The following is a 24,262-nucleotide window of genomic DNA, read 5'->3' as shown; positions in this document are numbered from 1 at the left end:
CGGAATTTCCAAGCAAACCTTGCCCCCGCAGGACTTAGTATTGGAACTGAAACTGGACAATCTTTTCTCAAGATGAATTTGTTGTCAATGTATATTCAAGTATTTCAATTCAATTTCCAAATGGATCGCGGATTGAAAATCGTTCGACCTTAGGAATTGAAGTTTCCTCGTAAACTTGTATTCCGTTCTCGTGCAAATAGTCCCGCACGTTTTTTTAAGTTCTGTACGATAAATGCAGGGTGGCGCTTTGAAAGTAGGGGAGAATGTTTTTCGACCCCAATGTGTAAGGAAATTTCCCCCGCTTCACACCAAAAGCCGCCATTTCCTTTTAAAGAATCAGGCTTATCAACTTCTTGAAAGCCAAGTAGATGTAAATAAAATTGTCTTGCGACCTCTAAACCATCTTGGGGAACACATAGCTGGATATGATCTATCTCACCCCAGAGAATCTTCATTTTACATCCCCCCTAATAAAAATGAATACGAAAGGTGTACGATAAATAAGCCTGTAACAATTTGAAGGACAATTTTAATAACGGGAAGTTTAAGGTGTTTAGCAAAACGAACGGAAATTTGTGCACCAATGAAAGAACCGAGACTAAGTGGAATGGCAACCGACCAATTTACGAGTCCACTCGCTTGGAAAATAATAAAAGCACCTAGACAACTAATGAAGGTTTGACACCGAGAGAGAGCGATGGCACGTAAATATGAAAAGTGATGGCGAATATACGTCATCATGAGTAAGGTTGCTTGCCCTGGACCAAACATCCCGTCATACATGCCAATGCTAAATAAATAAGGGCTTAAATGAACAATAGGAACCTTTTCTTCTTCTTGTTTTTCCACCTGTTTTGGCACGAAAGACAAGATAAATGATAGAGTTAAAAGAAGAAAGGCAACCACCGTTAACAATTGTTCACTCATCCATTTCGCGATAAGTGCACCAATTCCGCCGCTAAAAAGAGCAATTGGAACGAGCACATACATTTCCTTCAGACAAATTTCTCGCTTTTTAAACAAAACATAAAAACTTGAAAACGAGCTAATCATGTTGGAAAACTTGTTTGCGGCAATGATTGTATGAATCGGGATTCCGTAAAGCAACATGGATGGCATTCCGATTAAACCGCCACCACCAAACAACGTACCGACAAAAGAAACAATCAACCCGATCAATAATAACGGCCACTCAATGGGAATCACCACCTTCAGATTCATTGTATGTTAAAAAAATCCATAATGAAATGTTTTGTTTGTTAGCATATAATATAAGAAAAACTTATAGGTGATTTTAGTGCAAATATCGGAATTACAAATGCTCGTCATGCTCGCGGAAGAGATGAACATGAGGAAAGCAGCAGAACGACTATTCGTTTCTCAGCCGGCATTATCTCAACGTCTTCAGTCTATAGAAAAAAGCTGGGGATTCAAAATTTTCATTCGTTCTCAAAAAGGGTTAACGTTGACTCCTGCTGGTGAAAAAGTTATTCAATTTGCAAAAGAAATGGTGGAGAAGGAAGAAAAAATTCGCGAAGAAATTTCCGAAATGGAAGGAGACATATTTGGAACATTAAAAATTGCCGTCGCTTCGATTATTGGTCAACATTGGTTGCCAAAAGTATTAAAGAAATATGTGGAACTGTATCCGCATGCGAAAATATCCTTAGCCACAGGCTGGTCGAGTGAAATGTTAAAAACGATGTACGAAGAAGATTTTCATGTGGGAATTATCCGTGGAAATCCCGAATGGAAAGGGTATAAAAAACATTTGCTCACCGACTCTTTATATTTGGTAGATAAAGAAATCGAAAGCATTGAAGATATATTAAAAACCGAGCGGCCATTTATTCAATTCAAAAGCGATTCCACGTATTATCAAGAGATTCAAGATTGGTGGCATCAACAAGTGAAGATTTCCCCGAAACGAACCATTGTTGTGGACCAAATTGAGACGTGTAAACAAATGACCTTTCACGGTATCGGATTTGCCATCTTACCATCCGTAACACTCGAGGATGCGGATGATTCTTTACACAAGATTCCGCTTCATGATGAACAAGGAAACCAAATAAAACGCGACACGTGGATTTTAAGTACAGAATCTGCCTTACAATTGAAGCATGTAGAAAAGTTTTTAGAGGTTGTCGAAAAATATCGTCAAACTCCTTCGTAATGCTTGTCAACTGATCGAATTTTTTGATAGAGTAAACAATATAAAAATTGAGAGGAGTCAATACATATGAAAATGATGGATGCAAATGAGATTATTTCATTTATCCAAAACAGCACGAAGTCTACACCTGTAAAAGTATACGTTAAAGGTGATTTAGCAGACATTAATTTTGGTGAACATTCAAAAGTATTTTTAACTGGTGAGACAGCTGTAGTATTCGGTGAGTGGGCAAATATTCAAAAAGCCATCGAAGAAAACAGCGCAAAAATCGAAGACTATGTGGTAGAAAACGATCGTCGTAACTCAGCTATTCCACTTCTTGACTTAAAAGGAATTAAAGCGCGTATCGAGCCAGGCGCGATCATTCGCGACCAAGTTGAAATTGGAGACAATGCCGTTATTATGATGGGGGCAACAATCAATATCGGATCTGTTGTTGGCGAAGGAACGATGATTGACATGAACGCTGTTTTAGGTGGACGTGCGACAGTAGGGAAGAACTGTCATATCGGTGCTGGCGCTGTGTTAGCGGGTGTTATTGAGCCACCTTCTGCGAAGCCAGTAGTCATCGAAGACGATGTTGTCGTTGGTGCGAACGCAGTAATTTTAGAAGGTGTAACAGTAGGAAAAGGTGCTGTCGTTGCTGCTGGAGCAATCGTTGTGGAAGATGTAGCACCTTATACGGTAGTAGCTGGTACTCCTGCACGTAAAATTAAAGACATTGACGAAAAGACAAAATCAAAAACAGAAATTAAACAAGAATTACGTCAATTATAAGAGAGCTTGTAGCGTGGATTACTTAATCCACGCTTCCTTTATAGGTGGTGAAAACAAGATGAATCAAGATGCACTTATTACAATTCGTCGTGATTTACATAAAATTCCGGAGTTAGGGTTTCAAGAGTATAAAACGCAGCAATATTTACTATCGTATCTTCAATCCCTCCCACAAGACCATCTTGAGATGAAAACATGGGAAACAGGAATATTCGTGAAGGTTCGTGGGAAAAAACCAACAAAAATGATTGGCTATCGCGCTGATATCGATGGATTACCAATTGAAGAAGAGACAGATCTTCCTTTTTCGTCGATTCACGAGGGGAATATGCATGCATGTGGGCACGATTTCCATATGACCATTGCACTTGGTCTTGTCACGCATTTTGCGAAGCATCCGGTTGATGATGACCTGTTATTTATTTTTCAACCTGCAGAAGAAGGTCCTGGTGGAGCAGAACCGATGTTACAGTCAGACATTATGCGCGAATGGAAGCCTGATTTAATTATGGCGTTACATATTGCACCAGAACTTCCAGTAGGGACGATTTCAACGAAGACAGGTCTACTGTTTGCTAACACTTCCGAATTGTTCATTGATTTAAAAGGAAAAGGAGGCCATGCCGCTTTTCCACATCATACGAACGATATGGTCGTAGCAGCATCCATGCTTGTCACCCAGCTTCAATCCATTGTTGCACGAAATGTAGACCCACTTGATAGTGCGGTCGTGACAATTGGTAAAATTACCGGAGGAACTGTCCAAAATATCATTGCTGAAAAGGCACGGTTAGAAGGCACAATTCGAACGCGATCAGTCGAATCAATGCAAAAGGTTAAAGAGCGCATCGAAGCGCTTGTGAAAGGAATCGAAGTTGGCTATCAATGTGAAGCAACTATCGATTACGGAGCGATGTATCATCAAGTGTACAATGATGAAAAAGAAACGGAAACCTTCATCACGTTTGTGAACGAACAAACTGATGTGCAGCTAGCCCTTGCAAATGAAGCTATGACAGGTGAGGACTTTGGCTACATGGTAAAAGAAATTCCAGGATTTATGTTTTGGCTCGGTGTTCAATCACCGTATGGCTTACACCATGCGAAATTAAATCCAGACGAACGCGCGATTGCAGTAGCCGTAAACCTTCTCACTCAATATATCAATTGGCGAGGAAATCATTCGGAATAATTCCACTCAAGATGTGACAAATTACATCTAGGAGGTGGAAGACAATGCCGAAAATTGGTGTAGAAGAAACATTATCCGATGTAACATCTTTGCTACAACAAAAAGGATACGATGTCGTACCGTTAAAAAATGAAGAAGATGCTAAAGGCTGTGAATGCTGCGTCATCTCCGGCCAAGATGAAAACGTTATGGGCATGCAAAACGCAGCAACTTCTGGTCCTGTCATAAATGCTTCGGGAATGACAGCAGAAGAAGTTTGCCAACAAATCGAAAATCGAGTGAAGTAAAGAAAAAGATGTCAAAAATCAATGACTTGGTTTTTGACATCTTTTTTAGTTAATACAGAAAGTTTAAGTCTTGATCGAAGGTGAAGGAAGTTGGGCGGAACATGGTGCAACTTGGGCGAAGGTGAAGGAAGTTGGGCGGAACATGATGCAACTTGGGCGAAGATAGCAAACAGGCGCGAAACCACTCAAACTAGAGCGTTCCCTTAACCTTTCCTTAAATACGAAAGGCGCCTCAATGAAGAGACGCCCATTTTCATTATTAATTTTCGTTTCGATGAATCATGACTTGATGTGGGAATGGAATTTCAATGCCATTGGCATCGAGTGCCTCTTTCAACACTTTTCGTAGCTGTCGTTCAACTGCCCATTGCTCCATATTTTTCGTTTGAGCAATGACACGAATGACCACATCAGATGATCCTAGCGTTTGCACTCCTAATACATTTGGCCCTTCAACGACTTGTTCGTTTTCTTGTGCGAATTTTTCACACGCCTCTTGTAACACCGTCAAGGCTTTATCAATATCATCCCCATATGAAATGCCAATATCAACTAATGCACGCATATTTCCTCTAGAATGGTTACTCAGTCCGACAATTTCTCTGTTCGGTACGTAATGAAGCGTTCCATCAAAACCACGAATTTGCGTCGTGCGGAGTCCGACAGCTTCAACAATTCCCGAATAACCGCCCGTTGTAATATAATCGCCCACGTCAATTTGTTTTTCTAATAGAAGGAAAAAGCCTGTTACAACGTCGCTCACAAGGCCTTGTGCTCCAAATCCGATGGCAAGACCGACGACTCCAGCACCGGCTAAAAGCGCTGTTACATTATAGCCAAATAAATTAAATATTGTGACGACGAGAACGAAAATTAGTGAGTAGCTAAAAATATTTAGCGTTAAGGATTGGAGCGTTTTAGACCGACCTAATGATAAATTTTCTCGTTTTTCAAGGCGGTCGAATGAACGCTCAATAATTTTTCGCCCAATTGATTTAACAATTAAGTAGGCGATATAAATAATGACAAGCTTGAATAGCAATATACCTGCATCAGTTGCTAATTCTGCCCAATCAATTTTTTTAAGTATGTCCATCATTTCCATCCTTTCGTCCAGTAAACTTGTCATGTTTACATGGATACCCGATTTTTACTGTGATAAACATAAAATATCAGAAAAACGTCCTTTCGTATATGGTTAGAACGATTTATCATCTCAATTTTTTGCGAATAAGTCAACAAGCATAAAAATTGGAAATATGGGTATAACATAATGTGTTAGATGAATGAAAATATATTATGACATGATGGTTAAAACGCATTCTGCGAATGCATAAAAATAAAGTGGAGGGATAAATAATGGAACGTATGGTAGGAAAACAAGCGCCCCGTTTTGAAATGGATGCGGTCATGCCGAATAAAGAATTTGGGAAAGTCAGTTTAGAAGAAATCATGAAAAATGATAAGTGGACTGTTCTATACTTTTACCCGATGGACTTTACGTTCGTATGTCCAACTGAAATTATTGCATTAAGCGATCGCTACGATGAATTCGAGGATTTAGATGCAGAAGTAATTGGCGTTTCAACTGATACGATTCATACGCATTTAGCTTGGATTAATACGGATCGAAAAGATAATGGACTTGGGGAGTTAAATTATCCACTCGCTGCTGATACGAACCATGTCGTATCCCGTGACTATGGCGTTTTAATAGAAGAAGAAGGAATTGCCCTCCGTGGATTATTCATTATCAATCCGGAAGGGGAATTAATGTATCAAGTGGTCCATCACAACAACATTGGACGTGAAGTAGACGAGGTGTTGCGTGTTCTTCAAGCTCTTCAAACAGGTGCTTTATGTCCTGCGAACTGGAAACCTGGTCAAGAAACGCTTTAAGTTCATCGAAAACGACGGTGAGTAGAAGTCAACAGGCGCTATGAAGGCGTTTAAGGTTGGTTTGAGCCTAACTAAAAACGGTTAGGCTTTTTCTATCAACTGGATAAGGAGGCTTTCTGAATGAAATTACGAGCACCAATGCCAGAGTTAATCGGGGCAACTACTTGGTTAAATGGAGACGTTTCAAAAGATGAGTTAATTGGTGAAAAGCCGACATTGATTCATTTTTGGTCAATCAGCTGTCACTTATGTAAAGAAGCAATGCCGAAAGTGAACGAATTCCGTGATGAATACAAAGAAAAGCTCAACGTTGTCGCTGTGCACATGCCGCGATCTGAAAATGATTTAAACGTAGAAGAAATCGAAAAGGTAGCAAATGAACATGGTATTTCGCAGCCAATATTTATAGACAATGAGCATAAATTAGCGGATGCTTTTGAGAATCAATATGTACCTGCCTACTATGTATTTGATAAATCGGGAGTTCTTCGCCATTTTCAAGCTGGTGGGAGCGGGATGAAAATGCTTGAGAAACGAGTGAACCGTGTCTTAAGCGAAGTGGAATAAAGCGAACATCGTGTTGAGATGGAGAACTTTTGGCTCTTCATCTTTTTCTATGGTTGTTTTCGGGTCATGAAAGATATTGAAGAAATGACGGAAATCATGTTGGAACAGCACGTGTAGAAGATCTTGTAGCCGAGCTTCCAAGTTGACAAAGCGTTCAATAAGTGAATGGGCCTATCCTGCTACGTCAAATGTGAGACTCACCCGTACAGAGACAATGGAGATTATCGTTTATTGCTCGCTCGCTATTGTGTAATAATCGATTTTGCATTCTATTGCTTACGTTTGTAATGACTATATTTAAGTCATCCATATTGAGCCACTTCTATGAGTTTTTTAATAAACGAAAATGGAAGTTCAGATACATAAAAATGAAGGTGGACGGAAAGACTGTTACAGATTAAAAAAATGGAGGGATGAACGGTGAGAGTAAACCCGTATATGTCAGGAGTATTGACTGGTGGACTTGCCCAAGCAGAAGATACATATCATTTTGTCAATCGTAGAATGAGTGCGAAAGAATACATTGCACAAACGTGCGCCAATGTAACTGGGGCAGCTGGATTTGTAGCTGGTATGGAATACGGGGCAATGGTTGGCTCGATGGTGTTACCAGGTGTTGGAACATTCATCGGTTCCTTACTTGGTGGACTGTTTGCTTTTCGTCTAGCTCACCGATTAGGTTACTATGCAGGCTCATACGTCGTTCGTTTACCAAAGGCGCTACCAGCAGCCATTTAATCCAACGAAAGCGTGAAGTTCGAACGGAAAATGAACACACTGATTCCATTACCGTTCCTTAAAAGGTTGTTCATTTCATAACCCTTCTAACGGTAATCAAAGCATCAAGTACAAGTGGGATGCTTTTTTCATTGTTACAGAAAGTTTAAGTTCAATAAAGTGTTAAAGTATTCTCCTTACAGTTTTTTTGGTGTCTAACTCCAAGCGCCATCAGCTTGGGTCGCTTCGGCCCTGCTGTGGCGACGGAAGCCTCCTCGCAGGTCCTCCAGCGCCCTTCGCCTAAGGACTTGCGCTTTTCTTATCTATAGATGGAGGAAGAAATGGGAAGCATGCAAAAATCCACTGGATTCCAGTGGATTCTTTTAATGAAGCTGTTTTTCAATTTCGTTCAGCTTTGATTGGATGGATGGGTCTGCCATCACGTTGAATGGTTGCTCTGCATCCGTATCTTCAGGCTCACCAATATCATTAAAAAGGCTACCGACAGAATATTTCATTTGTGTCATCGCTTCTTGGGTTTTCGATACACTTTTCTCTTTCATCTCTCTCATCGTATCAGGGATTTGCTGGAAGTTCATTGTTTCTTTTTCATGCTTTGCTTCTGAAAGTAATGCTGTCATTTGATGACGCACACCGGAAGTTAAGCCCTTCACTTGATCTCCAAGCGCTAATGCTGCTCCCATTCCTTTAACGAGTACTTTCCGTGTCCCTCGTCTCGCTTCAGGTGAGATGGTTAAAATTAAGGCAGCGGAAGTAAGCACAATTCCGAGCGGATTGTTAAACGGAAATAGTTTTTTCATTTTACGTTACCTCCTCATTTATCATTTATACATTGTGTCCGCCTTAAACTCGTTTTATCCGTCAGTTCACAAACTTTTTGATATATTTGATGTCCTTTTTACTTACATTTTCTGAGAATAAAAACAGACCAATTGATTAAACTAGTGACTATGTTCAAACATCTGAGATGAAAATGAAGGGGAAAATGCAATGAATCAACTATCTTTTAAAGAAAGGGAGTATACGATTCTACCGGGAAGAATACGGGTAGAGTTATTTGGCATTAAAGAGAATCGTGATTATTGCCAAAAGTTTATCGACATTTTTTCTTCCATTGAAGGCGTTTTAGTTGCAAAAGCAAATGAAACAACCGGTAAAGTATTACTTCAATATAATCCATCTATCGTAACACTTGAGGTGTTAAGTCTTTATTTACAAAAATTTGAAGAAGTTTTATTGAAAAAACTTCTACCATATGAAGAGAATACTGAACAAGAAGCAGAAGTTGCTGTATCGATGGACGCATCTGCTAGGCAAGAGACTTATTTGCAGCCTGTTCCGGTAATCCAAAACGAAAAAGAACAAGCACCACCTTTAAATTTAACACTTGCCGTGACGGGTGCTGGTGCTCTTGGTGTCAAACAACTCCTATGGGGGAGGTCAGCGATTGCTAGACATCCCTTGCCGTTTTACATTAGCGGTGTTTTAGCAATCGGCACCGGTTACTCCTTCTTTCGAAGAGGTGTCGAACATTTAAGTGATCGGAAGCGGGCAGCTGTTGACTTTGTGCTCGGTGCAAGTTCGCTTGCTTTAGGTTTGTTACGTGAAAATTTAGTCGTGCTGATGGGTATGAGTTTATTACAATATTTAAATTGGAAACGACAATCTCAAGTGAACGAACTGGTCAATGATACGGATAAGTTTGAAGACCCTGATGCCGAACAGTATGCAAAGAAAATGGGTCGGCTTGGCATGTTAGCCGCAGGTGTAGGACTTGCAGTGACGCGGAATCCGTTAGTCGGTTTATCAATGCTATTAGCTGCAAACCCAAGACCTGCCACGACTGGTGCTCAATATACTTGGAAGCAAACTGAATACATGGCAGAAGAAACAGGACAAATGAGACCACAAAATGGTTCAATGAAACAATTAGCTGAAGTGAAAACCGTAATTTTTGACCATCCAGCGGTTCTTTTTGACAACGGCACCTTGAAGAAGGAAGTAGCAACCTTTTTAGACGTTTTACCAGCTACAACAGAAATATCATTCTTCCATCATCATCCTGACTACCAGGTTGAAGAAGTGACGAACAAGTTGAAGCAAGAAGGATGGCAAGTAGTAGACAAAAACGAAATCCAAGCATCTAAACGAGAAGAATTGTTGTATGTCGTACAAGACAATGGATTCGTGTCTAATAAGGTCGTATCCTTCTATCCAACAGTCACCATTTCGCAACTTTCACACTTAAAAAAGAGTTATGAAAAAGCGATGAAAGTGAAAAACATGGTGAAAGGTCAAATACGAGTAACGAATGTGTGGAACGTAACTGGAACAGCATGTGCCGTACCGTTTGCACAAAGTGCACCGTTAATTAATTTAATCGCCGATGGAATTACATTAGCGTTTTTAGTTCGTGCAAAGCGTAAGACGGAAAAAGTGTTTCAAAAGCTTTGTGTAAAAGAAGGTCATCAACTACAAACCGTTCAGCCTTGGCATACTTTTGGAAGCGAAGAAGTACTAACACAGCTAAAAACGGACATACATGCAGGGTTAAAAGATACGAAGATTAAAAAGCGGATGAAGAAATACGGGAAAAATCAATTAAAGCCGAAGGAACGTCCGCATTGGTTGAAAGATTATTTTGGTCAATTGAAAGAATTTACAACGATAATTTTAGGTGCGACGGCTGTCATTAGTCTTATTTCTGGACATTTTATTGACGGTATTGCGATGTCAAGCATTCTATTGTTAAATGCAGGAATTAGTACAATCCAAGAACGTAAAACGCAACAAACGGTAGAAATGATGACGAAGTTCGTGCCTCCTCGATGTCAAGTCATTCGAAATGGCGAGACAAAGGAACTTTCAGCTGAGGAGCTAGTACCTGGCGATATCGTCATGATTGAAGCCGGAGACCGTGTGCCAGCTGATTTACGGGTCGTTCAATCATGGAACTTAGAGGTTGATGAATCCGCTCTTACTGGTGAGTCCTTACCTGTCGTAAAAGGAAACCGCCGAGTTGAAGCGGAAATACCAATATCCGATCGATCCAACATGCTTTACATGGGAACTCATATTACACGGGGTCGAGCGAAGGCAGTCGTCTGCCATACTGGAAATGAAACCGAAATTGGTCACTTGTTCCAAATGTTATCGGAAGACACCAATGAAATAACTCCCTTGCAAAAGCAAGTAACGAAAATTAGTAAAACGTTTATGAAAGGTGCATTAGCAATAGGGGGGATCGTCTTTTTAGCTGGATTTATTCGCGGTATTCCGGTTGCAGAAATGATTCCTTCCACGTTAGCATTGACGGCCTCTTCAATTCCTGAAGGGTTACCGGTAACGATTACTGTTGCTTTAACAGCAGGAATCATGCGAATGGCGAAGAAAAACTCGTTGACAAGAAAAATATCCGCACTTGAAACACTTGGGCGGGTTACCATCGTTTGTACTGATAAAACGGGTACATTAACAAAGAATGAAATGACGGTGAAAAAAGTAGCAACCGCCATTGATGAGTGGGATGTTACAGGAGACGGATATTCTCCTGAAGGTGTAGTAGTTCATACGAAAGACGAAACAGTAACTAACCACCCAGAGTTAGAGAAGTTGATGAGAATTGGTCTACTTTGCTCGAATAGTGAATTGCTTAAAGAAAATAATCGGTGGACGATTAAAGGTGACCCAACAGAAGGAGCTTTACTAACGCTAGCAGCAAAACAAGAGATGACGAAAGAATCTCACACTTCGTGGAAGCGAAAGCACGAGCTACCATTTGATTCAGACAGAGGACTTATGTCCGTTGTTTGTCATGAGATAGAAGATGCATGCTTCCTTATGACGAAGGGGTCTGTTGAAAAAGTTCTATCGTATTGTAAATACTACGAGAAAAATGGACGGAAACTGAAGCTTACGAAACCAATAAAAGACAAGATTTTGGCAAAAACGGATGAATATGCAGAACAATCATTGCGAACACTTGGATTTGCTTATCGGCCATTAGATGAAGGCGAACAATGTGTTGATGATATGGAACGCGACCTCATCTATATCGGAATGGTGGGCATGATAGACCCACCGAAAGAAGACGTAGCCAAAAGCATTAAAGAAGCAATGGCACTAGGCGTACAACCCGTTATGATTACCGGTGATCATCCAAAAACGGCACTGGCAATCGCAAAGCAAATTGGAATGAATGTAGGACCAGACAATATTCTAACTGGTGTTCAACTCGATCAATTATCAGAAGAAGAGTTAGCGACTAAAATTTCTTCTATTTCGGTCTATGCACGCGTCACACCAGATCATAAATTAAAAATCGTCAAAGCTTTGCAAAACAAAGGTGAAATCGTCGCCATGACAGGTGATGGGGTAAATGATTCCCTTGCCATAAAGCAAGCTGATGTCGGCATTGCCATGGGACAAACAGGAACACAAGTAACGAAAGAAACGGCTGATATTGTCTTAAAAGAAGACCATTTTGGCGGTATTGTCGAAGGCGTTAAAGAAGGGCGAACCATTATCGGTAACATTCGAAAAGCGCTCGGCTGTTTACTGTGCGGGAATTTAGCCGAAATCATCGTAACGAGCACTGCTGTCATTGCAGGACTTCCCTTGCCAATTGTGCCTATTCAAATCTTACTGATGAACTTAATTACAGATGCGCTTCCAGCCATGGTGTTAGCGGTAAATCCGGGCGATAAATCACAACAAACAAAACGTCAAGAAATTGCTGACAAACAATTATATAAGCAAGTTATTACTCGAGGTGTCTTACTAGGAATTGGTTCTGTCGGTGTATTTGCCTTTGGTCTTCGTGCAGGAATGAGCTTATTAGCCGCTCAAACGATGGCATTCTCTACACTTGTAGTCGGCCAGTTAATTCAAACATTCTCTTGGAGACAACTAGATTCAGAAGAAAAAGTAACAGATTGGTCGAAGGATAAATTCCTCGTTACTGCTCTTGGCGGTTCCTTTATAGCGCTAGCTTTATCTATTTACGTTCCACCACTTGCGACGATTTTCAAAACCGAAGCTCTAGCTTTACCAATGTGGGCCGCGATCTTCGGCGTAGCGGGAAGTTCAGCTCTTTTAGCGAGACCAATTACAGGTATATTTAACAAACAGTCGTCAGTTGAGACCAAACCGCTCGCCCTTGCAGTATAAACGAGTGATTGTTCGTCGAAGCTAGAATAAAGGAATGATTAGAGGAGGAATACCATGATTCAAAGAAGCTTACAACGAGTCATCGTAGGGTCCGCAGTAGCGTTTGCTGCTGCGACTATTTTGCCGATTGCGAAAGAAACGTTAAAGCCTGTAATCGGCCAATTGTCGAGGCAAATGAAATTTTACATTGTTTCCGCGAAAGAAGGCCTTGAAGATATGGTTGCGGAAGTGAAAATGGAGCGAATGAAAAAATATATCGATCAAGATACGAGTATGATTATTGATTACGAAGATATATTACAAGAGCAAGATGAGCAAAAGGCTCAAAATTATTAAATGAGGTGTGGGTATCGTGTCAGAAAATGAAAAAGTCATTGAACATTTACGACAAGCCATGTCCCATTTAGATCAAGCTCTTACTCTGTCAGCATCAACGCTAAAAGAAGACCCGAACTCCAAAAAGTTTATCGGAACGATTTGGGAAGAGTTTTTAGGATCCTTCATGGGACGAGTGAAGACGAAAGGGAAAGAATCGAATGTGAATTTGATGAGCATTTTTCCTGGTTTCAAACTACGAAAATTTTTCTAAAGGATGTTTGAAAATGAAAAGAGGACTCATGGTCGCCGTCTTAATTTATATGGTTTTCGGCTGGACAGATAGTATTTCAGCTGAAGGAGAGTGCTCAAATTATAAACAAGCCCTAATGAGCACACTCTATCCAAAAATGGATGAAGCCATAGAGAATCATTACGGAAAAGTCATGCCATACACATTAGTCAAAACTGACGTACAGCAAATGGAAAAAGAGGCATACTTTGAGGTGTCTGTTCACGTGGCCATTCAAGACGGGAACGTATCTCATTTAGACGAAGTGACGATTCAAATTCATCCGACGTCAATGAAGCAAACGAATTACCGAACCATTTCGGCAAGTCAAACGAAAACTCAGCAATAAAAAATTGCTGAGTTTTTGTTATTGTTACAGAGAGTTTAAATTCAATAAAGTGTTAAAGTATTCTCTTTACCGTTTTTTTGGTGTCTAGCCCTCCAAGCGCCATCAGCTCGGGTCGCTTCGGACTTGCTGTGGCGACGGAAACCTCCTCGCAGGTCCTAAAGCGCCCTTCGCCTAAGGACTTGCGCTTTCCTTATGCGTGCTCTTGTAACATCGCAACGGGAACTGTTCTTTCCGATTCGCGATTTTCTTTCAAATAAATTCGTGCTGTCTCGGTTCTCTCGTCAACGCTTTGAATGAGAATCTGTTCACCTTGATACGTAACCGGAATAATGGTTGGGGAAGATAAAATTTGCTTTGCTCTCGATACATTCATTTCGTTTAACCTCCTCTCTATGTATGGCTCATCTTTACTATTTGTCAATGATGAAAAAATATCCAACAAAAAAACGTCCATTTACGCATGAAATGGACGTTGACATAGTTCAATTTACAAGCTCGCTTAAGTTAATTGTAATATCGCGAAGAAGTGGAATACAGAACCTGCAATGACGAACAGGTGCCATACGGCATGGTGAAATGGAAAGCTTCGCCAAACGTAAAAAATGGTTCCTACTGTATATAAGACTCCGCCGATGACAAGGAAATACATACCGACAAGTGGAAACTCGAACGTTAGCGGCTTCCAGGCAAATACGATAATCCACCCCATTAAAACGTATAATAGGGTCGACGTAAATAAAAAGCGCTTTACGAAAAAAACTTTAAAAACAACCCCAAAGATGGCAATTCCCCACACAATTCCAAACAAAGTCCACCCAAGTGTTCCTCTTAACGTTATAAATAAAATAGGTGTGTACGTTCCGGCAATAAATAAGTAGATGGCAGCATGGTCAAAAATTTCAAAAAGATCTTTAATCTTTCCATCTGGAAAACTATGCACAAGCGTTGACGATAAATACAAAAATATCATCGTTGCCCCGTAAATCGAAAAGCTAACTACATGCCAAACAGTCCCAGCTTGCACTGCCTGAACAATTAAAATGACAAGAGCCGCAATACTTAAAAGAAAACCAATTCCGTGGGTGATGGCATTGGCAATCTCTTCTTTGCGACTGTATGTGTGAGTGAGAGCCATACAAATAACAATTCCTTTCTTTTCATAATCTAATTCCATTATACCTGTTATTCGAATAATTGGAAAATTTGGAGCGTAATTTGTGAAGAAAATATGAAATTAATCCCCAATTCATGATAAATCTATGGTATTTTGTTATAGGAAAGGTTTGATGAAAAAGGAGGCACACATGACAATTTCGATTATTTTATGTTCGGCAATCGCAGCGATATTCATTGGATTGTTTGTTGTTCGACAATCGCTTGTGATTCGTGAACCTTTTTCAAATCAACAGTGGGACGACGAAGAAATGAAAGCGTTCTTAACAAAACATAGCAATCATTTATCACATTTATTGTTCTTACGAGACAAAGAAATTTTTTGGTCGGAAAATAAAAAGGTTCTCATTTTGTACCGAAAAAATGGCCGTCGTGTAACGGTTCTAGGCGATCCGATTGGCGATTATCATTATTTACAATCTGGTATTCATGAATTTTTAATGTTTTGCCAAGAAAAACAATATAAACCTTCTTTTTATCAAATATCTGAAAAAACGAAACCGCTATTTGAAACGGAAGGCTTTCGATTTTTTAAACTGGGTGAAGAAGCGAGAGTACCGGTTAAACAATTCGAAATGAGAGGGAAAAACTGGGCGAAATTACGAACGAGACTAAACAAATTTAATCGGAAAGGCTTCCAGTTTGACGTATTATATCCGCCTTATTCGACACAATTAATGCATGAGATACAATCAATCTCGCAATCTTGGCTAGGAGACAGAAACGAAAAAAGCTTTTCGGTCAGTTCGTTCGATAAAAACTATGTATCGAAGTTTCCAATCGCTATTTTGAAGGATCCAGAAGGTGAAATGATTGCCTTTGCATCTCTCGCAAAAGAAGCGGATGTAAATAAAACGATTCATATTGATTTAATGCGTTATGTTCAAGATAGTCCGCACGGGACAATGGATGTACTGTTCGTATCCATTATGAAGTGGGCAAGCGAAAATGGATTTTTATACTGCAGTCTAGGTGTTGCTCCGCTAGCAAATGTCGGACAGTCACCAGATGACCGTTTCAGTGAAAAAATCGCCCATCACATTTATCAACATAGTAAAAAGAATTATAATTTCAAAGGCTTAAAAGAGTATAAAGCGAAATTTTACCCAGAGTGGGAGCCGAAATATTTTGCTTATCGAAAGTCCTTTTTAGCCATAACTCTATATCACATCGTCCAAATGATTCAGCAGCCACCGAAACAACAACCACAATCTCTGAAAAAAAGAATTGGTGTGTGGCTGCAGCGAGCAAGTTAAGAAAAGGCCTGTTCAGGCCTTTTCTTTTTTTCTTAAAGGCATGTTGTATTAAAACTACCCCAATACATCGTTCAGTGTCATACGAATGGGAGGGTCTCCCGCACTGAGTTATAGGAGTTACTGCGAGTGAATTAAGCAGACTTGTCAGCAAATAGGAGAAACTACACAACTAACCCAATGGAAAGTAAATGTTAGGAGCGCAATGTTCAGAATTCATTTTAAAAATGACTGAAAAAACTACAACCTATACGAAAACAACCTAAAAAAATGAAGTAAAAGCGGCAATGTTTGCGAAAACTTGTGTGTTTCATTAAAAAGGTTGAGGATAAAATGCTCAAAAAGAGTTTTATTTTTCATTTTTTAGGGAAAATTACAATTAAAGCATGTTTTCTGGTATAATTAAAAAGATACACTGTTGGGCAATATTGTGAACCGAAACCTTTTGATTTACTGAGCCTATTTTTAAAAGGAGGCGAAACGCCCATGGCATTTGCGCGTCGAAACGAAGAAGAGATAATTACGAAAGAAACGAAAATTTGGGAATGTATTTCCGAAGATTGTAAAGGGTGGATTCGAGACAACTTCAAAAGTAGTGAGATCCCACGTTGCCCACTTTGTCAAAGTGAAATGGAAGAAAATGTAAAAGTGCTCCAAGTAGTGGAAAATCATAGTAAGTCATCTTATTAGCATTTATTATATACTATCGTAATCGTTCGGAAGACCTCTGAAATGAAAAAAGTGGAGAAAACATCTCGTTTTCTCCACTTTTTCTCGTTTTAATCCAAATGGGGGATGCTCACCATGACTCCATTAATCTATTCAGACATTGCCCTTTTTTTATACCAGTAAAAACCATAAGCGAAGAAAGCTAAAATGAGTATAATGACGATAATTGGGATAATGCTTCCTTGGCGATTGGACGACTGTTCGTATTGTTCGGCATTAGGCGAAAGTTCATTTAGAACGAGAAGGTCGTCACTTGCAGCAGCGACGTCTGTTGTCCGTGTACATAAATTGGTTTCGTATTCGCCATCTCCGTAGGCATAGACGAGATATTCTTTACCGAGCTCAAAAAAGACCCCGCAAGCAGCACTATTGGTTGCTGTTTCTACTTTAATATTTTCATTTGCGCCTTTAAAGCTTTTCGTCACATCGAAGGATACGGTTTGTGTCGTCGAATGAACATCAATGGATGATACAATCCCAGTAAATACAGCATCTGATTCCTCATACGCATCTTCCGCTGGAGGTGGCTTCATACAGGAACAACCGAAGCTAACGGAAGGAAAAGAAAAAATAGAAACGATAAGTGCAAAAAGTAACAAGATTGAAAGCCCCTTGTTCATCAACTTCCTCCTTTACGAGATTCTCTATTTCATTAGACGACGAATAAAGAAAGAAGTTACATCAAAATGTATGATGAATATCACAGACATCATTGGAAGGATGAAACAAAATGATGGAGAGGGAGTGATTTTACATGAGTGTATGGAGCATCATTCAAAATATGAGTTTTCACGCACTGTGGAATTTTGGAGTACTTTTTCTCGTTTTGTTAAGTATCGTATTGTTTCTTTTTCTCATTCCGAAACATCCTCAATTTACGAATAAACACGGTATCTCATTTATTCTAGGTGGACTCTTTCTATTTGTAGCTATGGGGAGTCCACTGAACTTGCTTGGGCGTATCCTTTTTCGCTTTCACATGGTGCAGATGATCGTTCTTTTTCTATTTGCCGCCCCCCTTATCGTATATGGGTTAAAAGGAACGCACCTTGTCAATTACCGAATCCGCTCTATTTATCCGGTGGCTTTATTTGTTTCTGTTTTTTATGTGTATCATTTACCACCCATCTTTGACATCGTTCGAACGCAATATCGTTTGAATTATGTCTCTTTGTTAATATTGTTTCTTACCATGTTATACGGATGGGCTCCTTTTTATTTATGGGGTGAAAAGATTCACGTTCGATATTTTGTCTTTTTATTCCCGATGTGTCTCTTCCTTATTTTCAGTCAAGAGAATTTATATTCTATTTACACTGATTCATCTTTGTTGAAAAATGCCATCCTGCTTTGTTTACCACAAGGCGTTTCGTACACAGAGCTTTCAGAGGATCTCATCATAGCATCGCTTCCAATAAATCCAATCATTGAACAAAAAATAGCCGGTGGGGTATTGTTGAGTGTGTTACTTTTCTTTTTCGTTTTCTCCAAATTATCTATTGTCCAAGTGAAGAGATTTCGATAAAATACCTGTATACATTTTCCAATGAAAGAAGGTGGTGAAGAAATGAACAAACCAGTTCCATTTACGACGAAAAAAGGTAGAAGGATTATGATCCATCAAGCAACGGCGGCGGATGCAGATGAAATGGTATCTTATTTAACGGAACTTTTTGCAGAATGTAAGCATCTTGTGACGACCTCTGAGGAATTCAATAGCAGCCCAAAAGAACAAGCAGAATGGCTTAAGCAAATGGAACGAAAGAATAATCACCTCGTACTCGTTGCGAAAGAAGAGGAGAGAATCATCGGTCTATTAAACTTTCTTCCAGGAAATAAAAAACGAACGGCGCATGAAGGTTCATTTGGCATGAGTGTTCAGAAAAAATATCGTGGGGAAGGCATTGGACGTATTCTTTTAATCACCCTCATTAATTGGTTGAACGAAAAAAGAGGGATTGAACGAATAAGTTTAGAAGTATTTAGTCAAAATGAACGGGCAATCCAATTGTATAAGCAATTAGGCTTCAAGATTGAAGGAAGGAAAATGAACGCCATTAAGTTTGATGACGGAAGCTACGATGACTTATTGTTGATGGCGTATTTCATCGCTAAGAAATAATCAATTTAATTGGCGAATAACATAAACCTCCTAGGTGTGCCGTATTGAATGATCGTGTGAAACTCCTTGAAATTGGATTCATATTGGACATAGACGGGAGCATTTAACCATTGTGGGTGGTAGGCAAAGAATAAACGATCACCAACGAAAATTCCAGAAAGAGCATGCTCCATTTCTCTTTGGAAGATCTCAAACCTTCTTTTAGCATCTTCGTAACGATAAGATTCATCACTCACAAATGCTTTCCCTATCCAATAGGGGCTACCATCCTCAAACTGCTTCCATTCTCCGATCACCTCATCACGAAATTCCCAATTAATCGCCTTAATATCGTAATGATGGCCAATCGATAAAAACAATTCTCCAGTTTCATCTGAATGGGTTAACGTATGTTTTCGTGCATAAGTTGGAGTGCGAGAAGTCTTGTGATCTAAGTAAAGGACATGTAAATTTTTCAAAACAAAATCACTTCCTTATGGAAAATTTACCATTTTCTTGTATAATGAAATCGTCGTAGTACTAATAGAATACATACTTCTAAATGAATAGGGAGTTGGACGGATGAAAAAGAATATTATTTTATTCTTAGCCTTTTCCTCTGGTGCATTGCTCATTGCATTTATCGTTTATGCTGCTTTAAGTGATTCGGAAAATCCAATACAATCGAGTGCGTTGTTAGGAACAGCGGAAAATAAAAAAGTCGTAAACGCCCCTGCTAGAAAAGACATTGTAAAGTTAGCAACCTCTGACTATGAGGATGGACATGAATTTATTTCTGAAACGCATGAATTCTATAATCAAACACTCGGGTGGGGGCGATTGGAGTCTGCCAACTACCATACACAAAAAACGAAAGCCGAAGAAATATTGGCTGCATTAGATGGAATCCAAATCGATAACAACGATTTAAACGAGGACTTTGGCAAAATCGAGAAATATGCAACCGAAGTGATTAACTCTGATGATCGTCAAGCGATGCGAATGCTTCACCGATTATTTCACGATTTAGATATCTACTTTAACGGCTATCACTACAATCAAACATTCGGAGTGACGTCTTATAAAGGAGAGTAGCCGTATGTGGAATGGGAAAGGGGAGACCTTTCCCTTCCAAAAGCATTGATACACCTTCAATGTTCATCTTATGATGAATAAAAATAGTTAATAACGATAGTTTCCCAGCTTAATATATAGGTATATGTATTTCATGAGTTGATAAAGGCACAAGGTGGGTAGAAAAAATTTGAATTAAAGTGTTGACAATATACCTATAGGGGTATATGATATAACCATATCAAGTTAAAGGAGCTAAGTTAATGGCTATCATTCATATATTATTTCTAGCTCTCGTGCTATTACTTTTATACAATCGATATGTACCGGTTCGTGGGATTCAATGTTTATCCAACCTGTCACATCGGGAAGAAAAAACGCTTATTCTCGATGTAAGAGATTATACAAAAGCACATCATACGCCGGTAAGTGGGGCTGTAAATATTCCAATTGCGTATTTAAAGCGAAATTACGGTCGTTACCGAAAGGATGACGTAATTGTCGTCGCTGAAAGCCATATCGAAAAAAATTTAAGCATACGCTTTCTAACGAAAAAAGGAATCAACGTTGTAGGGTATCAATTATTGAATCGCCCTTGCTGTAAACAATAAAAGTGTAAGAGTGAAGGAGGGTAAAAAATGAATTACGATCCGCAAGTAAAAAATCGATTGAAACGAATTGAAGGGCAGCTTCGAGGAATTATACGCATGATGGAAGAAAACCAAGATTGCAAAGAAGTCATTACCCAAATGTCGGCTGTTCGTTCAGCGCTAGATCGAAGTATTGGTGTGATAGTTAGCTCAAATTTAGTAGAGTGTGTAACAGAAGCTGCTAAGAAAGGTGAAAGCACGGATGAACTTATAAAAGAAGCCGTCAACCTTCTCGTCAAAAGTCGATGAGACGGTATTGACAAATCTTTTTTTGTTTCATAATATACCCATAGGGGTAAAGGTAAAATGTAGGAGGGGACATCATGAGCAATACATTATTAGATGTAAAAGGATTGGCTTGCCCAATGCCAATTGTGAAAACAAAGAAGGCAATGAATGAGCTGCAAGTCGGAGAAGTATTAGAGGTTCATACGACTGATAAAGGATCTCTTGCAGATTTAACAGCATGGGCAAGGTCAAGTGGACATGAAATGGTAGAACATGAAGAAGCGAATGGTATCTATAAATTTTGGATTCGAAAAGGAAAATAAAGAAATTTTTTTATAAATCAATATACCCACTGGGGTAAAAACGGAGGAAGAATGAATGAGTGAAAAGAAAAAGACTACAATTGTACTATTTAGCGGAGATTATGACAAGGCGATGGCTGCATACATTATTGCGAATGGGGCGGCTGCCTATGACCATGAAGTGACGATCTTCCATACATTTTGGGGATTAAACGCCCTTCGCAAAGATGAGCCAATCGCGTTGAAAAAAGGGTTTTTAGAAAAAATGTTTGGAAAGATGATGCCAAGAGGAGCCGACAAAATGGGGCTTTCGAAAATGAACTTTGCTGGGTTTGGACCAAAAATGATCAAGCAAGTTATAAAAAAGCATAATGCGATGACCTTGCCTCAGTTAATTGAAATGGCACAAGAACAAGACGTAAAACTTGTCGCGTGCACGATGACAATGGACTTACTAGGCTTACAAAAAGATGAACTTCTCGATCATATCGACTACGCTGGAGTTGCTGCTTATTTAGCCGATGCCGAAGAAGGCAATGTGAACTTGTTTATTTAAGAAAAACGGACGACATGAGGAGGATTTCACATGAAAGAAATTACAGTAAACGAAGTGGAACAGCTCATTCATAAAAAAGAAGATATTCATTTAATTGATGTACGTGAAGTAGAGGAAGTTCAACAAGGAAAGGTACCGGGCGCCATTAATATTCCGTTGTCGTTACTTGAATTTCGTATGCACGAACTAGACAAAGATAAAGTATATACAATGATTTGTCGATCAGGAGCACGTAGTAAACAAGCTACAACCTTTTTAATGGAAAACGGCTACCACGTACAAAACATGATCGGTGGTATGTTAGCATGGGAAGGACCAGTAGAGTAAATTTTTTTCAATAATTTTATACCCTATAGGGTAACGGGAGGATTCAGAAATGAAAACGATTAATGTAGACCACGTTTTAGATGCAAAAGGTTTAGCCTGTCCAATGCCAATTGTCAAAACGAAAAAAGCGATGGCTGCGTTAGATGCAGGGCAAGTTTTGCAAGTTGAAGCAACAGATAAAGGATCAAAAGCTGATATGAAAGCGTGGGCAGAAAGCTCAGGGCATCAATACATCGGAACGAAGGAAGAAGGAGAGGTTCTCATTCATTTTTTGCGCAAGTCATCGAATGATGAGACGCTTGAAAAAAAACACCCAAACACGATTACTAACGATGAGTTACAAGAAAAATTAATAAAAAAAGAAGACATCGTATTATTAGATGTACGTGAAGAAGCAGAATTTGCTTTTGGTCATATCCCAAACGCAATGAACATCCCTTTAGGACAGTTACAAGATCAAGTGAACCAATTAGAATCGACAAAACCACTTTACGTCATTTGTCGAACAGGTAATAGAAGCGACTTCGCATGCCAAACGTTAACTAAACTTGGATTTCAAAACGTTTTTAACGTTGTGCCTGGCATGAATGAATGGAAGGGAGAAAGCAAATCACTTTAAGCTAAATTTTTTTAAATTATAATATACCATAGGGGGTAATAGAAGATGACTGTAAAATCGATGACTTCTGAAACGTTAACGAGAAAAATTTTGAACAAGGAACCAATTTTTCTATTAGACGTTCGAAACGAAGAAGACTTTCAAGATTGGAAAATAGAAGGTGAAACGGTTCAACACTTAAATGTCCCATACTTTGACTTACTTGATGGTGTTGAAGAAATTTTAGATCAATTACCAAAAGACGAAGACATTCTTGTCGTATGTGCGAAAGAAGGCTCATCCATTATGGTAGCGGAAATGCTTGCAGAAAAAGGATTAGAGGTTTCTTACCTATCAGGGGGGATGCGCTCTTTTAGTGAATATTTACATCCTGTAAAAGTTGGCGATCTTCCAAACGGTGGCGAGATGTATCAATTTGTCCGTATCGGAAAAGGGTGTTTGTCTTACATGGTCATTTCTGAAGGAGAAGCTGCAATCATTGATGCAACAAGAATGACGGATACATTTTTATCATTCGCTGATCAAAAAGGTGTTGCCATTAAACATGTTTTAGACACACATTTACACGCAGACCATATTTCGGGGGGACGGGAGATTGCAGAGAAAACGGAAGCAACGTACTGGCTCCCACCGAAAGATGCAACGGAAGTGACATTCTCCTATGAGCCGTTACAAGATGGAGAGAAGATTCAAATTGGGAAAACAACGATCGACATTCATGCACTTTATTCACCAGGTCATACGATCGGCTCCACCTCATTTGTCGTCGATCAGACGTACTTACTAACGGGAGATATATTATTTATCGATTCCATAGGACGCCCTGATTTAGCAGGGAAAGCAGAAGATTGGGTAAGTGATTTACGAGAAACGCTCTACAAGCGTTATCGCAACCTGTCTGAAGAGCTGATCGTCTTGCCAGCTCACTTTATGATCATGGACGAATTAAATGACGACGGTACAGTAGCAAAGAAACTTGGTATTTTATTTAAGGAAAATCACGGGTTAAATATTGAGGACGATGAAGAGTTTCGTCAAATTGTAACGGAAAACCTTCCACCTCAGCCGAACGCTTATCAAGAAATTCGCCAAACAAACATGGGGAAATTAACGCCAGACTTAGAAAAACAACGTGAAATGGAGATTGGACCTAACCGTTGTGCGGTCCGTTAATCAAAAAGGAGGAAATTCGAATGGAAGTAAAAAAAGTACTAGATGCGAAAGGCCTTGCATGCCCGATGCCAATTGTCAAAACGAAAAAGGCGATGAATGAACTTGAAACAGGAGAAATTTTAGAAATTCACGCTACAGATAAAGGTTCAACAGCTGACTTAACAGCTTGGTCCAAATCTGGTGGCCACCAATTAGTCAAAACAGAAGAAGAAAACGGTGTGTACAAATTTTGGATTCAAAAAGGATAAAAGCGGAGAATGTGTACGCAAACAAAAGGAGGGAACCATCGAACGGTTCCCTTTTTTAAGGGGGAATA

At 39.5% G+C, this 24,262-nt stretch carries 32 protein-coding genes; 24 read left to right on the top strand and 8 right to left on the bottom strand.

Annotated elements, in window-relative coordinates; translation table 11 throughout:
- Window positions 1-149 precede the first annotated feature (149 nt).
- On the bottom strand, window positions 150-455 hold the full coding sequence (locus ML543_RS01470; protein ID WP_243385377.1) for a VOC family protein: 306 nt from the start codon (window positions 453-455) through the stop codon (window positions 150-152).
- 1 nt (window position 456) lies between these two features.
- Window positions 457-1,179, bottom strand: a complete 723-nt coding sequence (locus ML543_RS01465) for a sulfite exporter TauE/SafE family protein (protein ID WP_243385376.1) — start codon at window positions 1,177-1,179, stop codon at window positions 457-459.
- A 118-nt stretch (window positions 1,180-1,297) separates the two neighbouring features.
- On the opposite strand from ML543_RS01465, the gene ML543_RS01460 reads away from it, so the two are divergent.
- The 4 genes from ML543_RS01460 (at window position 1,298) to ML543_RS01445 (ending at window position 4,432) form a co-directional block, all read left to right on the top strand.
- Window positions 1,298-2,176 (top strand): LysR family transcriptional regulator, encoded by an 879-nt coding sequence (locus ML543_RS01460; RefSeq protein ID WP_243385375.1) that lies wholly within the window; start codon window positions 1,298-1,300, stop codon window positions 2,174-2,176.
- A gap of 66 nt (window positions 2,177-2,242) precedes the next feature.
- A complete protein-coding gene (dapD, locus tag ML543_RS01455) occupies window positions 2,243-2,953 on the top strand; it encodes a 2,3,4,5-tetrahydropyridine-2,6-dicarboxylate N-acetyltransferase (protein WP_243385374.1) in 711 nt (236 codons plus the stop codon).
- A gap of 58 nt (window positions 2,954-3,011) precedes the next feature.
- Window positions 3,012-4,145: an N-acetyldiaminopimelate deacetylase gene (locus ML543_RS01450; RefSeq protein ID WP_243385373.1), complete on the top strand. Its 1,134-nt coding sequence runs from the start codon at window positions 3,012-3,014 to the stop codon at window positions 4,143-4,145.
- 44 nt (window positions 4,146-4,189) lie between these two features.
- Entirely contained in the window at window positions 4,190-4,432 is a 243-nt protein-coding gene (locus ML543_RS01445; RefSeq protein WP_243385372.1) for a YkuS family protein, read from the top strand.
- 259 nt (window positions 4,433-4,691) lie between these two features.
- On the opposite strand, the gene ML543_RS01440 is transcribed toward ML543_RS01445, so the two are convergent.
- Complete coding sequence (locus ML543_RS01440) at window positions 4,692-5,531, bottom strand: mechanosensitive ion channel family protein (RefSeq protein ID WP_419095321.1); 840 nt, start codon at window positions 5,529-5,531, stop codon at window positions 4,692-4,694.
- Between the two features lie 257 nt (window positions 5,532-5,788).
- On the opposite strand from ML543_RS01440, the gene ML543_RS01435 reads away from it, so the two are divergent.
- The 3 genes from ML543_RS01435 (at window position 5,789) to ML543_RS01425 (ending at window position 7,636) form a co-directional block, all read left to right on the top strand.
- On the top strand, window positions 5,789-6,331 hold the full coding sequence (locus ML543_RS01435; protein WP_243385907.1) for a peroxiredoxin: 543 nt from the start codon (window positions 5,789-5,791) through the stop codon (window positions 6,329-6,331).
- Between the two features lie 120 nt (window positions 6,332-6,451).
- Entirely contained in the window at window positions 6,452-6,898 is a 447-nt protein-coding gene (locus tag ML543_RS01430) for a TlpA family protein disulfide reductase (RefSeq protein ID WP_243385370.1), read from the top strand.
- Window positions 6,899-7,318: 420 nt separating this feature from the next.
- Window positions 7,319-7,636: a hypothetical protein gene (locus tag ML543_RS01425; protein ID WP_243385369.1), complete on the top strand. Its 318-nt coding sequence runs from the start codon at window positions 7,319-7,321 to the stop codon at window positions 7,634-7,636.
- 362 nt (window positions 7,637-7,998) lie between these two features.
- Here the strand turns inward: ML543_RS01425 and ML543_RS01420 are convergent, their stop codons facing one another.
- Entirely contained in the window at window positions 7,999-8,436 is a 438-nt protein-coding gene (locus tag ML543_RS01420) for a hypothetical protein (protein ID WP_243385368.1), read from the bottom strand.
- A gap of 190 nt (window positions 8,437-8,626) precedes the next feature.
- Here ML543_RS01420 and ML543_RS01415 point away from each other — a divergent pair, with 190 nt between their 5' ends.
- The 4 genes from ML543_RS01415 to ML543_RS01400 are packed head-to-tail and all read left to right on the top strand — an operon-like array spanning window position 8,627 to window position 13,761.
- Window positions 8,627-12,805, top strand: a complete 4,179-nt coding sequence (locus tag ML543_RS01415; protein WP_243385367.1) for a cation-translocating P-type ATPase — start codon at window positions 8,627-8,629, stop codon at window positions 12,803-12,805.
- Between the two features lie 54 nt (window positions 12,806-12,859).
- Window positions 12,860-13,141, top strand: a complete 282-nt coding sequence (locus ML543_RS01410) for a DUF5132 domain-containing protein (RefSeq protein WP_243385366.1) — start codon at window positions 12,860-12,862, stop codon at window positions 13,139-13,141.
- Between the two features lie 16 nt (window positions 13,142-13,157).
- The gene (locus ML543_RS01405; RefSeq protein WP_243385365.1) at window positions 13,158-13,394 is read left to right on the top strand and encodes a hypothetical protein; all 237 of its coding nucleotides are present in this window, start codon (window positions 13,158-13,160) and stop codon (window positions 13,392-13,394) included.
- A 13-nt stretch (window positions 13,395-13,407) separates the two neighbouring features.
- Window positions 13,408-13,761: a DUF3888 domain-containing protein gene (locus ML543_RS01400; RefSeq protein WP_243385364.1), complete on the top strand. Its 354-nt coding sequence runs from the start codon at window positions 13,408-13,410 to the stop codon at window positions 13,759-13,761.
- Between the two features lie 190 nt (window positions 13,762-13,951).
- Here the strand turns inward: ML543_RS01400 and ML543_RS01395 are convergent, their stop codons facing one another.
- Both ML543_RS01395 and trhA read right to left on the bottom strand, forming a co-directional pair.
- A complete protein-coding gene (locus tag ML543_RS01395; protein WP_243385363.1) occupies window positions 13,952-14,134 on the bottom strand; it encodes an H-type small acid-soluble spore protein in 183 nt (60 codons plus the stop codon).
- A gap of 126 nt (window positions 14,135-14,260) precedes the next feature.
- Entirely contained in the window at window positions 14,261-14,896 is a 636-nt protein-coding gene (trhA, locus tag ML543_RS01390) for a PAQR family membrane homeostasis protein TrhA (RefSeq protein ID WP_243385906.1), read from the bottom strand.
- Between the two features lie 169 nt (window positions 14,897-15,065).
- On the opposite strand from trhA, the gene ML543_RS01385 reads away from it, so the two are divergent.
- Window positions 15,066-16,190 carry a phosphatidylglycerol lysyltransferase domain-containing protein gene (locus ML543_RS01385; protein ID WP_243385362.1) on the top strand — a complete coding sequence of 375 codons (1,125 nt, stop codon included), beginning with the start codon at window positions 15,066-15,068 and terminating at the stop codon, window positions 16,188-16,190.
- 483 nt (window positions 16,191-16,673) lie between these two features.
- A complete protein-coding gene (locus tag ML543_RS01380; RefSeq protein WP_243385361.1) occupies window positions 16,674-16,877 on the top strand; it encodes a cold-shock protein in 204 nt (67 codons plus the stop codon).
- Window positions 16,878-17,005: 128 nt separating this feature from the next.
- Here ML543_RS01380 and ML543_RS01375 read toward each other — a convergent pair whose 3' ends face one another.
- Window positions 17,006-17,536, bottom strand: coding sequence for a hypothetical protein (locus ML543_RS01375; protein WP_243385360.1), 531 nt, complete (start codon window positions 17,534-17,536; stop codon window positions 17,006-17,008).
- 134 nt (window positions 17,537-17,670) lie between these two features.
- On the opposite strand from ML543_RS01375, the gene ML543_RS01370 reads away from it, so the two are divergent.
- Together ML543_RS01370 and ML543_RS01365 are read left to right on the top strand one after the other, a co-directional pair.
- Complete coding sequence (locus tag ML543_RS01370; RefSeq protein ID WP_243385359.1) at window positions 17,671-18,441, top strand: cytochrome c oxidase assembly protein; 771 nt, start codon at window positions 17,671-17,673, stop codon at window positions 18,439-18,441.
- 42 nt (window positions 18,442-18,483) lie between these two features.
- Window positions 18,484-19,038 (top strand): GNAT family N-acetyltransferase, encoded by a 555-nt coding sequence (locus ML543_RS01365; RefSeq protein ID WP_243385358.1) that lies wholly within the window; start codon window positions 18,484-18,486, stop codon window positions 19,036-19,038.
- Window positions 19,039-19,043: 5 nt separating this feature from the next.
- Here ML543_RS01365 and ML543_RS01360 read toward each other — a convergent pair whose 3' ends face one another.
- Window positions 19,044-19,496 (bottom strand): staygreen family protein, encoded by a 453-nt coding sequence (locus tag ML543_RS01360; protein ID WP_243385357.1) that lies wholly within the window; start codon window positions 19,494-19,496, stop codon window positions 19,044-19,046.
- 103 nt (window positions 19,497-19,599) lie between these two features.
- Here ML543_RS01360 and ML543_RS01355 point away from each other — a divergent pair, with 103 nt between their 5' ends.
- The 9 genes from ML543_RS01355 to ML543_RS01315 all read left to right on the top strand — a co-directional run bounded on the left by ML543_RS01355 (window position 19,600) and on the right by ML543_RS01315 (window position 24,194).
- On the top strand, window positions 19,600-20,112 hold the full coding sequence (locus tag ML543_RS01355) for a hypothetical protein (RefSeq protein WP_243385356.1): 513 nt from the start codon (window positions 19,600-19,602) through the stop codon (window positions 20,110-20,112).
- A 242-nt stretch (window positions 20,113-20,354) separates the two neighbouring features.
- Entirely contained in the window at window positions 20,355-20,702 is a 348-nt protein-coding gene (locus ML543_RS01350) for a rhodanese-like domain-containing protein (RefSeq protein ID WP_243385355.1), read from the top strand.
- A gap of 27 nt (window positions 20,703-20,729) precedes the next feature.
- Complete coding sequence (locus tag ML543_RS01345; RefSeq protein WP_243385354.1) at window positions 20,730-20,990, top strand: metal-sensitive transcriptional regulator; 261 nt, start codon at window positions 20,730-20,732, stop codon at window positions 20,988-20,990.
- Window positions 20,991-21,064: 74 nt separating this feature from the next.
- On the top strand, window positions 21,065-21,292 hold the full coding sequence (locus ML543_RS01340) for a sulfurtransferase TusA family protein (RefSeq protein WP_279326514.1): 228 nt from the start codon (window positions 21,065-21,067) through the stop codon (window positions 21,290-21,292).
- Between the two features lie 55 nt (window positions 21,293-21,347).
- Window positions 21,348-21,827, top strand: a complete 480-nt coding sequence (locus ML543_RS01335) for a DsrE/DsrF/DrsH-like family protein (RefSeq protein ID WP_243385353.1) — start codon at window positions 21,348-21,350, stop codon at window positions 21,825-21,827.
- A gap of 30 nt (window positions 21,828-21,857) precedes the next feature.
- A complete protein-coding gene (locus ML543_RS01330; protein ID WP_243385352.1) occupies window positions 21,858-22,154 on the top strand; it encodes a rhodanese-like domain-containing protein in 297 nt (98 codons plus the stop codon).
- Between the two features lie 49 nt (window positions 22,155-22,203).
- Window positions 22,204-22,773 (top strand): sulfurtransferase TusA family protein, encoded by a 570-nt coding sequence (locus tag ML543_RS01325; protein ID WP_243385351.1) that lies wholly within the window; start codon window positions 22,204-22,206, stop codon window positions 22,771-22,773.
- Between the two features lie 45 nt (window positions 22,774-22,818).
- On the top strand, window positions 22,819-23,946 hold the full coding sequence (locus ML543_RS01320; protein ID WP_243385350.1) for an MBL fold metallo-hydrolase: 1,128 nt from the start codon (window positions 22,819-22,821) through the stop codon (window positions 23,944-23,946).
- A 20-nt stretch (window positions 23,947-23,966) separates the two neighbouring features.
- A complete protein-coding gene (locus tag ML543_RS01315; protein ID WP_243385349.1) occupies window positions 23,967-24,194 on the top strand; it encodes a sulfurtransferase TusA family protein in 228 nt (75 codons plus the stop codon).
- Window positions 24,195-24,262: the final 68 nt, after the last annotated feature.

The sequence above is a fragment of the Bacillus kexueae genome, from assembly GCF_022809095.1.
GTDB classification, from domain to species: Bacteria; Bacillota; Bacilli; order Bacillales; family Aeribacillaceae; genus Bacillus_BZ; species Bacillus_BZ kexueae.
Note: the sequence above shows the minus strand (reverse complement) of the source record. Positions and strands in the feature narration are given on the sequence as shown.